A 15,535-nucleotide genomic window follows, 5' to 3' on the forward strand; every position below is an offset into this window, starting at 1 on the left:
TTGGAACGACAAAAATAGCGGCGCTCTTCCCGAGCTGCCGCTATTAATTCTGTAGCTGTGCTTAAGTCCTTTTTAATCAAAGCAAGCGAGCTACCTTCCACGAGGGTGAGGATCACGATGCGCTCACACAGTCAACTTTTTCTCTTCATGATGTTTCTATTCACCTCACTCACTGCATGTAATGATTTACAGCAAGAGACGCAATATTCAGATTCGCCCGATTCACCACAATATACTGAGTCATCCAATTCCCCTCCCAGTTCCGAACTCGACCAGTTCGTTATCGCCTCCGGCAGCTTGAAACCGGTCGGTGAGGTCGAAGTCGGCTCCGAAGTCTCCGGCCGTATCATCGAATTGCTGGTTGATTTCAATGATGTGGTCCATCGCGATCAAATCATCGCCCGCCTGGATCCCGAGTTCTTTGCCGCCCAGCTTCGACAGGCCGAAGCCGCCCTGCATGATGCCAAAGCTACCGTCGATGTACGCAAAGCAACGCTACGGCAGGCGACGCGTTCTTTGGATCGAGTCAAAACTCTTAACAAACGTAGCGCCGCATCGGTGAATACACTTGATGAAGCAGAAACCGATGTCTGGATAGCCCGCGCCGAACTCAAGCGGGCCGAAGCCGTGGTCCGAAACCAGGAAGCGGCACTGGAAGAGGCCCGAATAGCTCTGGAGCGGACCGCGATTCGCGCCCCCATCGACGGTGTCGTCATCTCTCGTGAAGTCATGCGCGGACAAACCGTGGCCGCCAGCCTTGAGGCACCGAAACTATTTAAAATCGCCCGCACGCTGACCGAAATGGAAATTCATGCCCGAATTGATGAGGCGGATATCGGCCTGATCCGGATTGGACAACTTGCCGTGTTTACCGTACCAGCCTACGGTGAACGGCAATTTGAAGCTCGGATCACCCAAATTCGGGTGGCCCCCATCATTGTCGACAACGTTGTAACTTATACCGTGGTGCTGCTGGCAGAAAATCCGGGCGAATCATTGCTACCCGGGATGACAGCGATTGTCGAGATCAATGCCGGAGAGGAGACCATGGCAGCCCCGGCGATGACCCTTCAAGCCGCTCCCGACGGAACAAATAACCACGCCCCCGGCATCCGCGAAGCTATGCTCCACAAAGCCAGACCAACCAGGCCACTGGCTTCCGATGACAGTTAGAGGCTGACCGATGCATTACTGGTTGCACCTGACCCATGCACTGCGAACCATTTTCCGTCACCGTCTGCGGAGCTTCCTGACGATCCTCGGGATCCTGATTGGGGTGGCTGCAGTCGTGACCGTGATCGGCGTCGGGGCCGGCAGTCAGCACCAGGTACTCCAGCGGGTCGAAAGCCTGGGCGCAAATTTGCTGTTTATCGAACCCGGCATGCTGGAAACCGGCGGGGTGCGGCTTAAGCATCACACCCCAACCTTAACCGACCGGGATATTGACGCGATTCGCCAGTGGGTGCCGGGAGTTCAGTCTGCCGCGCCATCCATCTACGCCGACGCCCGGGTGCTCTATCGGGCCCGCAACTGGATCAGCCTGATCCAAGGCACCACCCGAGACTATTTTCAGCTCAGAGGCTGGGAATTGGCCCGGGGACGGATCTTTACCGAGCGCGAAGCTACCCACGCCCGAAAAGTCGCGATTCTGGGCCACACGGTTGCCCGGGAGCTGTTCACTCAGGGGGAGCACACCACTGACAGCGCCGCGGCGGCGATTGGAAAAACCATCCGCATTGGCAAAACCCCGTTCAAGGTGATCGGGGTGTTACAACGCAAAGGCCAGGCCCCCGGCGGCGCCGATCAAGATGATAAAGTGCTGATCCCACTAGGCACCGCCCGGCTGCGTATAATCGGCCTGAGTCAGACCCATCCCGGTGCCGTACACTATGCCCACCTGCGGGTCAAAGATCCGAACCAGATCCACCAGACCATCGCGAATATCCAGCAGGTGCTACGTCGCCAACACCGGATTGCGGACAGCCAGCCCAACGACTTCTTCATCAACGATTTGACCGCAATTCAGGAAAGCATGACCGAAGCAACGCGGACGCTGACCTTCTGGCTGACCTCGGTCGCAGCCATCTCGTTGATCGTTGGGGGGATCAGTATCATGAATGTGATGTTGGTGGCGGTACGTGAAAGAACCGAAGAAATCGGGTTGCGGCGGGCCGTCGGCGCCACCAAACGCGACATCAGAAATCAGTTCCTGATCGAGGCGACCTGCCTGACCAGTATCGGCGGCCTTTCAGGATTGCTCCTGGGCTCCGGTCTGGTGGCCCTTATCGCCCACTTACGAGATTTTCCTGTTGTCATCACACCCAGCGCTATCTTCCTGGCACTGGGATCTGCCGCCGTGGTCGGGGTACTGTCCGGACTCTACCCAGCTCTGCTGGCCGCCCGACTCGATCCCATCCGTGCCCTGAAACAGGAGTAACCGTGAACCATGAATTCTGGTACTGCTCAACTCAACCAAGAAACTATTCGTGAAGAAACTATCACCCCCGCGTCTCGAGAACACTCGGACACACTGGTTCACCTGAGCGGCGTCAGCCGAACTTATCCTATGGGTCAGGCGGAAGTTACCGCCCTGCACGCAGTATCTCTGACCGTAATGCCCGGCGAGTATATCGCGATCACCGGCACCTCAGGCTCCGGCAAATCGACCCTGCTGCAAATTATCGGCTGTCTGGACCGACCGACTCAGGGCCACTATACGCTGAGTGGCACCCGGGTTGATGCACTCTCCGACGCAGACCTATCCCATATCCGCAATGCCCAAGTTGGGTTTGTATTTCAGGCGTTTCACCTGTTACCACAACTCAGTGTACGGGAAAACATTGAGCTGCCGCTGCTGTATCGAAAACTGACCCGTCAACAGCGAAGCCGCAAAGTCCAGGCCGTCATGAACAAAGTGGGACTGGCCAAACGGGAAGCCCACAAACCGTATGAGCTCTCCGGTGGTGAGCGTCAACGGGTGGCAATTGCCCGGGCGCTGGTCGGTGACCCATCACTCCTGCTGGCCGATGAGCCGACCGGAAATCTGGACCAGAAAACCGGAGATGAAATTATGCAAACCATTGAGGGGCTCAACCGCGAAGGCGTCACGGTCCTGATGGTCACCCACGACTTGGTCCGAGCCAGCCGCGCCACCCGGGTCATTGACATGAAAGATGGCCAAATTTTGTGATTTTGCCCGGGAGACTAAACCAAAGCTAGGGCGCAAAGAAAGCCTGGCGAAAGTCGGCGATTTGTTGCTGGGAGTAGCTTTGCCACTGTACTTCCGGCATCGAAGCATAGGTCGTCGCGCGCTGATCCGCCAGTTCCTGTTTCAGTTGACTGAGTTCTGACTGATAATCCCGAACCTGTTGCGTTTGTTGCGCCACTTCTTGCCGGCGCTGCGCGATTGCCACTTGCTCACTTTCACTCAAATACAACTGTGCCAGTTGTGCCGTTACTTCCTGCCGCTGAAGTGCCGTGTAGTGAGCCGGGATCAGCGCAACCGCTTGTTCATACAGGCCAGTATTACTCTCGATGGCCAATGCATCCGAATGACTTTGCCATCTATCCACCAGTTGCAGATAGCTGTCGATAAATGCTTCCGGCGACGAATCCGCCAGAGCCCTGGATTCAAGCTTAAAGTCGTATAGCGCGAACTCATCGGCAAACAGCTCATCAGCCTCAGCTCCCCACACCATTCTTGCCTGCGTTTTGACTATCTCTACCCGCTCGGCAATCTCCGGATTCTGCGCCAAATCCAACTCACCCAAAATTTGCTGCCACGCATCTTTTCGGACGAGATAATCCGCCAGCAGGGCGTATCTTTCTGCACTGAGCGCCTCCTTCAGCACTGCCAGGTGTTCACTGCAATTACCTTGCTGACTGCACGCCAACCAGAATGTCTCCAGCGCATCCCGCAATTCTCGGCCGGAAGCTTGATTCAGGGTCTTACTCTGTGCTTCGAAGCTGGCCGACACTGATAATTGCGACCCTGTCACTTGAATTTGCCCGAGGGTCGGAGTCGTTGCCACCGATTGAGTAGTCACAGTTACCGGAAGATCACGCTCATCGCCAGCGGTTACTTCACCCGGTGCCGGAGCCTCAGAACCCCTGGCGGCTGCGCTGTGATTGTCACCGCCGGATTCCAGCACCCAAAAAATGCCCGCCAAAGCGGCGAGCATAGCAATCAGAGACACGCGGCCCATTACTTGATCACCGCCGATACCGGGAAGTGATCCGACAGGTTGTAATGCTGCCACATCCGTTCATCGGTTGAGCGCGGTACATCGACACGGTTGGTATTTTCCGTTTTATCGCCGTATTCCTGGCTCACCATCACGTAATCGAGATATTCGATGTTTTCGCCACCGGACAATGCTTCACCGGCGAAATCATTGATCCGCGGATCAAACGTCGATGCCGTATAGCCGGTGTAGATTGGCTCGGCAGCATTTAGGTTCGCCATCATCTGCTGGTAATCGCCTGGGAATTTCAACTTGTTGACGTTAAAGTCGCCACTGTAGACCACGGTTTCATGCGCCGGAATATCCAGCGACTCCGCCATCTCACGCATTTGTTTGAACTGACGCTGGCGGTATTCTCTGGCAGTATCGGTATCGAAAGACGCAGTATGGGTGGCAAACACGTGGTACGCCTGACCATTCTTGATGACTTCAGCGTAGTTCACGCCTTTATCGGCAAAACAATCAGTGCCGCTACAGTCCGGGAACACGTATTGCGCCTGATTAACGATCGGATAACGGCTGACGATTACCACACCGCCGTCATGGATGTTAAAACCATCCTGATCAAGCATCTTGGTCTGATACGGATATTCCTTGGCAAGCTCGCGCAGAAACTCATCCCGCCCACCGGCAAAAACTTCCTGCAACGCCAGCACGTCGTAACCTTTGACATGCTCAGGAATGATGTCGAACCGCTCATCAATATGCGAGGCCACGGCCGGCAACATCCAGATGTTGTACGTCATCATCTTCAGGGTGTTTGCGTCCGGTTCGACCGCTTCATCCAGCTTTTCCGGTGTGATGGTGTAATACAGATCGTCATAACGCGCCGTCCTCTCGGACTTAAACGCCAGCTCAACGGCACGATCGCCAAACGATGTCGACTCAAAACGGTGCACATTGCGATCATCTTTCAGCGCCAGCGGTACATCAGCCGCGGTAACGCCGTGTTCAATTGTCGAATTGTACCAGTGACCTGCCATCTTCTGATACAAAGTGACACTTTCCCCCCGAGCGTTCGAAACCACAGTCTCAAACTGGTAAGTTTGGCCCGATTCGACCCCTTCCCAGCGGTTAAAGCTGATGACCGCTTTAGTTTCCCACGGCCCCAGCGCCTGCGTGTGCTGTTGCCACTCGTCGCCCAGTTGCAGTTGATCGGTCCCGGTATGCTTCACCTGAATTGTCAGTGGTTGATCCGAATTGTTGGTGAGATATACATCGGTATCCGCCATCGCCGGTACAGCCAGCAGCAATGGAAGTGCTGCGGTCCACTGTTTGATATTCATTAGTCCATCCTTTTGTTTTTATAAAAGAATGGCCGAACTTAGAGTATTTACGTTACAGATTCTTTATCGATTGGTAAAAATGATAATTAGAACACTGACCGCTTAATAGAAGTGATAAACCGCTTCCAGTTTAAGTGGTAATCCCCTGTTTTAAAAAAGGTTTTAACAACGTTACGGAAGATGCAAGGTGCGACATCAGGAAAAGTGATGTCAATGTGAGCACGAACAAATCAGGCACAGCCGGGGCTGTGCCTGATGAGGAAGCCTTAATCTTGTGATTGAGCGAGATAAGCGGCCATTTCTTCATCCGGCACCATCCCGCCGCCAGTGGCCCAGATCAGGTGAGTGGCATTGTTCATCGTCTGCGCATCGAGCTGAAAGCGCTCGCGGTAGGCTTGAGCATTCGTCACCCAAACCGGCCCCGGCATCCCCGCCAACGCGGACGGCTCCAGCTGAATGTTTTCATACTGATTCAGTTCTCCCAGATGGCGATACATCCGCTCATCGCTGATGGTGTAATAGCCATCCAACAACCTCTCCATCGCCCGGCCGACAAAGCCCGAAGCCCGGCCCACCGCCAGCCCATCGGCGGCGGTCACGTTGTCGATCCCGATATCCTGCACCGCAATACCATCGTGCAGTCCAGTGTGAACCCCCAGCAGCATGCAGGGAGAATGGGTCGGCTCGGCAAAAATACAATGGACATGATCGCCAAAGGCCATTTTGAGCCCAAAGGCCACCCCGCCGGGGCCGCCACCGACGCCACACGGCAGATAAACAAACAGCGGATGCTCGGCATCCACCGTGATACCCAGTTCATTAAACTGTTGCTTCACCCGCTCCCCGGCAACCGAATAACCCAGGAACAGGGTTTTCGAGTTCTCATCATCGATAAAGAAACAGTTCGGATCCTGTTCTGCCTCTTTTCGCCCCTGGGCTACCGCGATACCATAGTCCTGCGCATACTCGACCACCGTCACCCCATGCGATCGAAGCTTACGTTTCTTCCACTCGCGTGCGTCAGCAGACATATGCACTGACACCGAAAAACCCAGCTTGGCGCTCATGATCCCAATCGACATACCCAGGTTGCCGGTCGAGCCGACCGCAATACTGTATTGCTTAAAGAAATCTCTGAAATCATCGCTGAAAAGCTTGCTGTAATCATCGGACGACGTCAGCAGGCCCGCATCCATCGCCAGTTGTTCGGCATGGGTTAACACTTCATAAATCCCGCCACGGGCTTTGATCGAGCCGGAGATCGGCAAATGGCTGTCTTTTTTCAGCAGCAATCGCCCGGTGATTTCAGTCCCGTAATGCGCCGCCAAGGCACGTTGCATCTCAGGGATGGCAACAATATCAGACTCAATGATCCCGTTCGATACTGCGGTTTCCGGAAAGGCTTTCATCAGATACGGCGCAAACCGCTTCAGGCGGTCACTGGCATCACGGATATCAGTTTGATCCAGCCCGACATATGGCAAGCCTTCCGCCAGCGTTGTACTGTTCGGGTTAAACCAGCAGACCTCTTCCAGGGCAATCAGCTGTTTGACCAGCGGGAAATCATCGGTGAGTTGTTCAAGATTCAAAGTACTCATGTTGCTCTCTGTCATTCAATGGCATCCACCTTTATCTGACTATGTGCCATTCGTCACACTTCAGGGGCCGACTAGTCATTGATGTTTCATCTGTCATTCTCATTTTGGGGTATTAGACAGCATCCAGACCGGTGGGTAAATGCGGAGATTTCACAGATGTGAGCCAGCCGGGGGGCTATCCCGCACTGTTTTCCGGCCCAAACCACCAGCCGCCAACTATTCCTATGCAGCATATCTGTTGATCGCTGCACCCGCTTCACAGATAAAAAGGCTGTTGTTGTTTGCATGAATCATTCAGTGGCATAACAGCACTCATGTGCTGTATTGCACTGCGCATAAATCAGAATAAAAAACCAACACAAGGATAGATCGAATGAATCTAGCACTCCCCCTTGCAGTCACAGCTGGGATATTTTCTGCAAGTGCGATGGCCGCGCCAGCATCTCCGGCCCCCTTTTCTCCGATGACAACGGCACCAGCATCAGTCATATCCGGCTCGGCATCCCCGATGGCTGTATCGACAGCAGAGGCCAAGCGTACGTTAGCGCTCAGCCTGAGCCAGCAATACCAGCAGCTGGCCCCTGTTCTGCATGACAAAATCAACCAGTATCAATTGAATGCGCCGCTCAACGAATTAAAACAAAACAAGCGCGCAGCCCCGTTTGCCCGTTCGATGATGGCAGTAGATAAAGCGTTACGGGCCGAAAAAGGGATCGAAGAATACACAGATTCAATTATGGAGTTGCGCCTGGCCGATCAGTCCATGCTGGCCCGGTGGCAGGCAGGGCAATCGCCTCTATTCGCCTGGGAGCCGGAAGGCAACGATCAACACTGGAATTATATCGAGGCCTACGATATCGACGGTAACATTCACCTTCTGGATGTCCATGAAGTACCGGAGCGCCCCGTGCTTGTGGTTGATACGAACTCTAGGCAAGAGCTGGAAGCCGGAATCAGGGCGATGAATGATGAAATCAAGCGCTTACAAGGAGAGAAATATCCTGATACCGCACCACGTTCAATGGCTCTTCAATCTTTTTCGGCGGCAGACAATGGCTTCGAGACTCAAGCGGAAGTCCCGAGCATCTCAACCACGGTACTAACAAAAATTCGCCTGAAAGATGATCAGGAGCCCTGGATTTCCGGCAAAGCTGAAGTTTATGCCATTGTCACCGGCGTGAACCCAACCCGTGATGAGCCTGTACTGGACATCATTGATATGCCTTACCTGGACTACAGTGAAACGGATTACTCACCAAACCAAGTGCTGATCCACTGGCAACGCTACCGCTGGTCGGCGGCTGATATGCTGTTGATGGAAAAAGATGACGGCACCAATTATAAGGATTTAGCACGCGCCTTATTGGAAGTGGCGACAGCGGCGCTGAAAGCAATTCCCGATCCTGAAGTGCAGGCATATGCGGTAATTCCGCAGCTCACCGGCAAAGTATTGGAAGCGATCCCGGACAGCTGGGCGACTAACGATGATGACTTTATTGATGTCTATTATACCCTGCGCCAGGGCGTGACCTACACGGACTACGCGGCAGCAGGCAATAATGCCACGGCGACCTTTACGCCATTAACCATTGACCCGACTCAGTAAAGCATCAGCACAAGTCTGTGCGATGCACAACAATCAAACAAGTCTGCGCAATACGCAGGCTTGTCATCGAGTGATGAGGCCGTTTAGAACATCGATCAGACCGCTACCACCTGATATATAGTAGCTCATACTCGCCCTTACACATCCGCTGGAAAGTTACGATTAGATCGTACAGACGACCTGCGTGTATCGTAACTCACAACTGGACAAAAGTGAGCCAGTTGCTTTGCTAATTTAGTAAATCATGAACAACTAAAAGTATGGAAAAGTCGCTTAGCTCAATGTCCAGTATTGATGGTGTAGATCATTTTTACTCGAAGTCCCTTCCCAATGTATTGACAGAGAGAGACGGTTCACAAATGTTAGGAGCAGATTCGGCTTAGAACACTCACGTTAAGCGTTAGATGGATATTATCGAGTAAGTGGAGAATCAGTAGCATCAACCTAGAGGTTGCATCGTCGCTCATTATATCCTCACCAAGGAATCATTCGAACATTCTCTAATTGAATTTGAAGATCGTAAACTTCATAAAGCAATGATATCATTATGAAGTTTTATGTAGGAGTAAAGAAGAGAAGCATAGTTTGGTCGATTTACCCAAGGAGCTAAGCCCGCTTTAACGCAACGTTTTTGGGGTGGATTGGGGCTCTGCGAGGATAATTACACTATCTACCTCAATCGATACCATAGGGAAAATGACATACCGTGTTTCTGAATCTAACAGGGCAGCTTCACCTAAAATGGCCGTAAGTTTCCCCAAGTATTCTTTTAGTGAAAAAGATTGTTAGATTGCGGCTGCGCTATTTTGCCTTATCTATGATAAGGGCTATTCAATATTAGGAACATGATTTTGGCGACGATTGATGATGTACTCTCGAGCAAGGAAGAAGATGATAAGTTGCGTAGCAGCAACCCGAAAACTCCTGATGTGTTCGCTTTTGACTGTGGGCAGCTTCCTTTTGAAAGAATGGGTGATGATCACTTTGAGCTAATGCTGGCAGACCTTTATACAGCTCGTGCAGATGATGGTAAAGAGGATTGGTTTGACAAAGCTTGTCGTCTGAACGACGGCGCAGACCAAGGTCGAGATGTTATCCTTCTTCAAGATTCAGTTCCAGTTGGCGTGATTCAGTGTAAGCGCTACAAAGGTAATGTCGGGCGTCCTCAAATCATACAAGAAATATGCAAGTTCTTCATGTACGCCAAGATTATGCCACAGATAGCTCCCGCTCCTGATACTGAATTTAGATATTATGTAGCGGTGTCTGACGGGGCAACGAGTGATTTATTCGAGTTCATGACAAGTAAAGGTCGAAAACGATTTGATGACTTACGGAGTGAATTCGAAAAAAAAGCGTTGGCAGCGCGGAACGCATCCAAGAAATTAAAGGAGCACCCCGAACTCAAAGATCTAGACAAAAAACAATTATGTGACATTGTCTGGGAAAGAATTACTAATCTACATACAGAACTACACAAGAAGGATAGCTTGTCTCGGATGGTCTCAGACTATCCTAGTATTAAATCGAATTATTTTAGGCTCGAATCGGACACGGCAAAAGTCGTTGATGAGATAAAGAAAATTTTGAGTTCCCGAGGGACAACCCTCTCTGATGACGATGCAAAACTTGTTTCGCATGTGCGCACTGAGTATATAAAACTCACGCTAAGCAGCAGCAGTAGGTTCAATATTGCGCTAATCCAAGGTAAGGAGCTGCTGCCTTTTATTAGAGGTATGTTGAAACCAAAGTCAGGTACCCTCTACACTAATTTCGGCTCTCGCCCAGCATTAATGACTGCAGGTGCTAAGGCAGCAGAGGCAAGCCAATGGAGTGAAATTAATAATCTGGTCAACGATTATCCATATCCACTGGTCTTCAGTGTCGGTTGCGGTGACGTATTAGGCTCTACGCTCCTAGAGTGGATAGAGTCTGATGATATGTCTTGGATCGATCCAAAATGGAAACCTGCTCCAGCTCGTCTTTACAAAGCAGGTTGGTGCTGGGTGAAGGACCCTGAGCAAGAAACCCATGATTGTTACATCTTGGTCGAGAATGAGACTGGTGATCAAAAATACGATCATGCGAATATGTCGTTACGGTTAGCTTTCGAGGATGTAATAGTATGGCCAACTTTAGGTAATGACTTCACCAACCCCATTGGTAACGCAAAATCGCTATTGAGGCGGATAATGGCCAGTCAAGCTGAAGATAGAGCTGGTCGGCGTAACTTAGTATTGGCTTCTCAAGATATTGACAGCATTGACAAAGTGCTAGAGTCAGTTCCAGATTATCATGGCCAGCGTAATCAGTCTCCTATCGCCATTACTATCGCGAACAGCGGACGTCTGCACGACTGTAACGTTGGTCTTTACTGCGCGACAGGAGTATTCCCAGCTATAGATACTGAGCACAATACCCGAGCAACTCCTCCAACAGTCCAACCTCCCAGTAGAGTCATGCGAAGAAGTTGCAACGGAGCCTTAACGCTTACCATAAATTGGACAACCGAACTATTACTAGAGTTCGCCAAAAGCCATCGCTTGATTGGGAATGATGTCAAAGACGATCTGTCACCTGAAGCCCTTGAATTTCATGAGCTCTTTGATCGGCACCCACCGATAGATGGCTACCTTGAATCCGTGAGGAAAGAATTAGAACTCTTGAACGTATTGGTTCAAAACGCAAGTCTTGCTGACTCTAAGGAGTTTACCTATCGGACGAAATATGGAGTGATGCAAGATCAGTCATTTTCATTAGATGATATGTCAGCCTCAGGTGAGTATGTTATGCAGGCGGTTCAAGCACTGAGTTATATCAAATCTCACAAAAGCACTAAGTGGATCGTCGAGTCGGGAGGGGATGGACATATTGAGTACAGTGATCCAGCGTTCGGTGAGTTTAATGTCTTGGCTTGGACTAACCATAGATATCCTGTGAGGCAAATGGAAGCGGATCTATTCGGATGGGCTAGAAAAGCAGCCACCAATCCCAGTTTAATTGTGTTTGCGGACGCTAAGGGACGTGTAAATGATAAAAAGCCCAGTCATGGACGCCATGACTTCACTAGCCCTCCCCCTTTAAAAGGAACAATCACAGAAGCAGAAGAACCTAGCAATGTATATATCTTTGACCTAGGCGAAATTGAATCGTACTACGATGATGATGGAGCCCCTTCAGTTGAACAATTTATGGATGACATATTAGAGCGTAGGAAAAAACTAGATGATAAGTGATTTGATCAACATTCTTCATGAACGAGTTCAAGCTGCGGGCTTTAGATCGCCAGAGGGTGGTAAATTGCTGTTGTCGAATGATGAAAACTGGCCAGATGCAGCACTCGAAAACCAGCTATTTTACTGTTATAGCGACTTCGCATCTATCCTTGTAGTCGATATATCATCTGATACATCCGCCGAGGCTTTGAAGCTTACTAAACGTTCTGAAACATATCTTGATGCCGCACTTATACAACGGGAGAAAAATGGTTCCGTTATTGATGGCTATCTTGTGTTAGCAATGACAAAAATGAATGATAGCCTCAAATCTTTCATCGTAGAAATCGAAAAGGACACGAGATTCGTCAGAAAACATGTGGTTTTTCAGGGAGAACACGGGTGGGAGCGATATCAGCGCATCACTCCTTTAGGGCTTGTTAATGCGCAACCTGAAGCTCAACTTACTGAATTTATTCCAGATAGTATAGAGTCTTCTCAACTTTTAGAGTCGTTGTCGAAGCTAGGTAGTACACCTCTCGCACGACTACATGGGCAAGAATGGAATCTAAATGAATAACCAATCAATTAAGTTTCTTTCGGTCACGATCCGAAATTTTCGTGGTATCCCGCGCGAGTTAACCATCCCTTTGGATGCGCCTTTAACTGTTATACATGCTGCCAATGGCACAGGTAAAAGCACTGTTTGTTATGCGCTGGAGTGGTTGCTGACGGGGAAGGTAGAAGATCTTGCTAACACATCAGATTTCGCCTGCCAATGGGGTCAGGGAGAAACCTCAGTTTCAGCAACCTGCTTGATCGGCGGAGAGCCACATGAGCTTACTCGAAAAGGGAATTCAATATGGATTTCTGAAAATGGTGCGAAAAAAAAGAAGATTAAAGGAGCCGACTTACTAAATTTGCTTACTCCTGTATCAGTTTCAGGAAGAAGCTCTCAAGCTATTAGCAAAGCTAAACGTGGCTGGCTTAGAAATAGCCGTTGGCTATATTCGAATTCTCTATCCTTGTTAATTGATAATAATAAGGCAGAAGAGAGACAACAAATATTTGCGGATATCCTCGGGCTTGGGCATCTTACAAGTACGTTACGAGATTTACGTGACTATCGTAAACAGTTACCTAGTACAAAAGGGCTTCAAGATAGTGTTATTCGCCTTAGCACTGAAATCTCGGAGATTGAAGGTAAGTTGGCCGAAAGTAAACCTTGGAAGGAACGAGCTTCGAGTCATCTCTCCAAGATACTTGAGGCATTCCCTCAGATTACGGCGACGAGGAAGCTTGGAGAAGATTTTAAGTTAGCCCAACTTCAGGTCAGGATTTTCGATCAAAGGGTACAGCATTCTCTTGATATACTCCGACTTCTATCAGGACAATGGGAACAATATAATACGGAACAAAAACAGCTAAACAAGCTGCGCCAAACGCTTGCTGACCTTTCAAAAATAAACGAAATACAGAGTCAAAAACACACTGAACTGTCTGCGGAGCTGTCTGCGGAGGAAGTGAAAGCGGCTGAAGGTTCGCGTTCTGTGATTTGGGCAAAAGAATGCTTGGACGTGCTTAATCGATGGGAACAAGTTATATCATTGCCGAGTATAAAGGCATTTTTTCTGTCGGAAAAAGTTAGTCAAGGCACTCTGCAACAGCAGTTCGTCGAGTGTTCATGGACTGCTGACAAACAAGAGGCTTGGCTTCAATCAGTAAACTACTTGATACAGAACTCAGCAACTGTGGCAGACCTTGTTCAGCAAAAGCAAGATTTGGCGTCAAATATCGTCCATCCACCAACAGATATTGTTAACATTAATCATCAGGCAGAAGAGGCTAAAGTAGCAAGGGTAAAAGCTGAATCAGAGTTCAATGCTCTCTCAAGCGTACTGGATAAGCTGAAGGCTATGGGCAAAGAAATTACCCACTCCCATGATGGGGGGCAATGTCCACTTTGTGATCACGATTGGGGCTCCAGCGATAAGTTGCGCCAACAGATCGAGAATGAAGCATTGCTGACGCCTGAGCTCAAAGATGCAGCTCAGAAACAGGCGAAAGCTCAGAAAGTTGAAAGAGATGCTGTAGCAAGGCTAACTCTGGCAAATAACCAAAGGGTCTCCTATGAGGCTTACGTGGCTCGTATAGTTGCGGTAGACAATCAATTGGCTTCGATTGAGCAACGAACCAAATATCTTGAAATTATAAATGTTCATGATTTCTCAAACTTTAATGAAGCTAATCTCCAGCACCTGAAGAGCCGCATTGATGCCGCTATAGACCTGAGGCTCATTTTTGAAAGCTTGGAAAAAGTAGAGAGTTTATTCGAGAGCTCTCTCGTGGAAGGAGTTGGACAAAGAATATCAAAGGCGAGAGAAAACCTTACTAGCTACACAGATCATTATCAATCGCAAGCAGATCTAGCTAATTCAGCAAAACTAAGGCTCTCCCCTTTGGTGCTAGGGGTAATGGAGAGCATTACTGCTAATTCTCGCGAAATTGAAGGAGTGAAATCTAACATCGCAGCTATAACTCACACTGTCAACGGCTTCGATGCTCGCTGGAAGGAAGTGGTAGGCGAAGATGCAATTACTCTCGAACTCTTGAACTCTACTCTCAAAAAGGTTGAGGATGAGCGCATTCAGGTAGTTGCTTTCAAATCTATGCTGGCAGAATGTGAAGCCGTTGTAAATATTGATTTAGATTCAGGGCCGTTGACTAAGCTTAAAATTGAAAAAGAAGAACTATCCAAAAAGCTTGAAGCAGGCAATAAATACATAACAGAAGCGGACAATACTATTGATAGCTACGCTCATCACGTCAAGAAGTTGACTTCTTCCAGTCTCGCACCGCTTCTTGAACCAGCTGGTGAACTTTTTTCTCGAATGCATGCGAATGAGGTTTATAAGGGGCTAAGTGTGTCAGACGGCGAAGCACTCAAGTGGACAGTATTCGCTGATGGGCATGAGTTTGCTTTGGATGCAGAGGAAAGGTTCAGCCAAGGACAGCGTCAGGATCTTGCGCTTTCACTCTATCTAGCTAGAGCGAGAAATACTGGAGGCAGTTTCTTTCTCGACGAACCAATTGCTCATTTGGATGACCTCAACCGGGTTGCTATGCTGGACATTTTGAGACTTGTTGCTACGTCAATGCCGAATATGAACTTAATTCTTACCACTGCGAGTGACTCACTTGCTCGACATTTGACTCAGAAATTTTCAAGCATTACTGATAGACATCTACTGAGCATGATACATTTAGAAGGTAACCCCCGTACCGGAGTATCTAAGTCTATAACAACAAATGTGATCGACTGAAAGCGATAATTTGTGCCTAGTAGCTCATGGCGCTAGATAGTGAATGAACTAGAGCAATGTGACATAGTACTGCTCTGGTTCAAGATTGAACTGGTATTGACCATTTTTTTCTAGCGTCTTTTAAATTTAAGCTATTAGCACTTATTAGTCGCAGAGTATAATAAATGCTTAATTACTCGATCTTTATCCTGAATTGTGCAGCATTTCTAACACAGCGTTTCAAAGTGCTATTTCATATTTACTCGTTATTGACAGTATTAAGC

The 15,535-nt window shown here is 49.3% G+C and carries 10 protein-coding genes; 7 read left to right on the forward strand and 3 right to left on the reverse strand.

All coding sequences use genetic code 11. The features are described from left to right. Positions 1 to 150: 150 nt before the first annotated feature. Genes NNL38_RS16925 through NNL38_RS16935 form a run of 3 tightly spaced genes read left to right on the forward strand, consistent with a single transcriptional unit; the run spans position 151 to position 3,190 of the window. Positions 151 to 1,173: an efflux RND transporter periplasmic adaptor subunit gene (locus NNL38_RS16925; protein WP_255392270.1), complete on the forward strand. Its 1,023-nt coding sequence runs from the start codon at positions 151 to 153 to the stop codon at positions 1,171 to 1,173. 10 nt (positions 1,174 to 1,183) lie between these two features. After that, entirely contained in the window at positions 1,184 to 2,437 is a 1,254-nt protein-coding gene (locus NNL38_RS16930) for an ABC transporter permease (protein ID WP_255391602.1), read from the forward strand. Positions 2,438 to 2,446: 9 nt separating this feature from the next. Further along, positions 2,447 to 3,190, forward strand: a complete 744-nt coding sequence (locus NNL38_RS16935; protein WP_255391604.1) for an ABC transporter ATP-binding protein — start codon at positions 2,447 to 2,449, stop codon at positions 3,188 to 3,190. Between the two features lie 25 nt (positions 3,191 to 3,215). Here the strand turns inward: NNL38_RS16935 and NNL38_RS16940 are convergent, their stop codons facing one another. From NNL38_RS16940 to dsdA, 3 genes are all read right to left on the reverse strand, one after another. Continuing rightward, positions 3,216 to 4,259: a chromosome partitioning protein ParA gene (locus NNL38_RS16940; RefSeq protein ID WP_255392330.1), complete on the reverse strand. Its 1,044-nt coding sequence runs from the start codon at positions 4,257 to 4,259 to the stop codon at positions 3,216 to 3,218. Then, positions 4,205 to 5,530, reverse strand: coding sequence for a sphingomyelin phosphodiesterase (locus tag NNL38_RS16945; RefSeq protein ID WP_255391605.1), 1,326 nt, complete (start codon positions 5,528 to 5,530; stop codon positions 4,205 to 4,207). The genes NNL38_RS16940 and NNL38_RS16945 overlap by 55 nt, the downstream gene beginning before the upstream one ends. A 266-nt stretch (positions 5,531 to 5,796) precedes the next feature. Beyond that, entirely contained in the window at positions 5,797 to 7,128 is a 1,332-nt protein-coding gene (dsdA, locus tag NNL38_RS16950; protein ID WP_255391606.1) for a D-serine ammonia-lyase, read from the reverse strand. A gap of 373 nt (positions 7,129 to 7,501) precedes the next feature. On the opposite strand from dsdA, the gene NNL38_RS16955 reads away from it, so the two are divergent. The 4 genes from NNL38_RS16955 (at position 7,502) to NNL38_RS16970 (ending at position 15,272) form a co-directional block, all read left to right on the forward strand. Next, entirely contained in the window at positions 7,502 to 8,734 is a 1,233-nt protein-coding gene (locus tag NNL38_RS16955) for a DUF3103 family protein (RefSeq protein ID WP_255391607.1), read from the forward strand. 851 nt (positions 8,735 to 9,585) lie between these two features. Then, positions 9,586 to 11,970 carry an ABC-three component system protein gene (locus tag NNL38_RS16960; protein ID WP_255391608.1) on the forward strand — a complete coding sequence of 795 codons (2,385 nt, stop codon included), beginning with the start codon at positions 9,586 to 9,588 and terminating at the stop codon, positions 11,968 to 11,970. Then, the gene (locus NNL38_RS16965) at positions 11,960 to 12,529 is read left to right on the forward strand and encodes a hypothetical protein (RefSeq protein ID WP_255391609.1); all 570 of its coding nucleotides are present in this window, start codon (positions 11,960 to 11,962) and stop codon (positions 12,527 to 12,529) included. Before NNL38_RS16960 ends, NNL38_RS16965 begins: the two co-directional genes overlap by 11 nt. Next, the gene (locus NNL38_RS16970; protein WP_255391610.1) at positions 12,522 to 15,272 is read left to right on the forward strand and encodes an AAA family ATPase; all 2,751 of its coding nucleotides are present in this window, start codon (positions 12,522 to 12,524) and stop codon (positions 15,270 to 15,272) included. Before NNL38_RS16965 ends, NNL38_RS16970 begins: the two co-directional genes overlap by 8 nt. The last annotated feature ends 263 nt before the right edge of the window (positions 15,273 to 15,535 follow it).

It is taken from the genome of Photobacterium atrarenae, assembly GCF_024380015.1.
In the GTDB taxonomy this organism is placed as follows: Bacteria; Pseudomonadota; Gammaproteobacteria; order Enterobacterales; family Vibrionaceae; genus Photobacterium; species Photobacterium atrarenae.

What these genes read in the sequence shown, in the direction of transcription:
- NNL38_RS16935 (WP_255391604.1), top strand. Translation starts at nt 2,447, where the DNA reads ATGAATTCTGGTACTGCTCAACTCAACCAAGAAACTATTCGTGAAGAA.
- dsdA (WP_255391606.1), bottom strand. Translation starts at nt 7,128, where the DNA reads ATGAGTACTTTGAATCTTGAACAACTCACCGATGATTTCCCGCTGGTC.
- NNL38_RS16930 (WP_255391602.1), top strand. Translation starts at nt 1,184, where the DNA reads ATGCATTACTGGTTGCACCTGACCCATGCACTGCGAACCATTTTCCGT.
- NNL38_RS16925 (WP_255392270.1), top strand. Translation starts at nt 151, where the DNA reads ATGTTTCTATTCACCTCACTCACTGCATGTAATGATTTACAGCAAGAG.
- NNL38_RS16970 (WP_255391610.1), top strand. Translation starts at nt 12,522, where the DNA reads ATGAATAACCAATCAATTAAGTTTCTTTCGGTCACGATCCGAAATTTT.
- NNL38_RS16955 (WP_255391607.1), top strand. Translation starts at nt 7,502, where the DNA reads ATGAATCTAGCACTCCCCCTTGCAGTCACAGCTGGGATATTTTCTGCA.
- NNL38_RS16965 (WP_255391609.1), top strand. Translation starts at nt 11,960, where the DNA reads ATGATAAGTGATTTGATCAACATTCTTCATGAACGAGTTCAAGCTGCG.
- NNL38_RS16945 (WP_255391605.1), bottom strand. Translation starts at nt 5,530, where the DNA reads ATGAATATCAAACAGTGGACCGCAGCACTTCCATTGCTGCTGGCTGTA.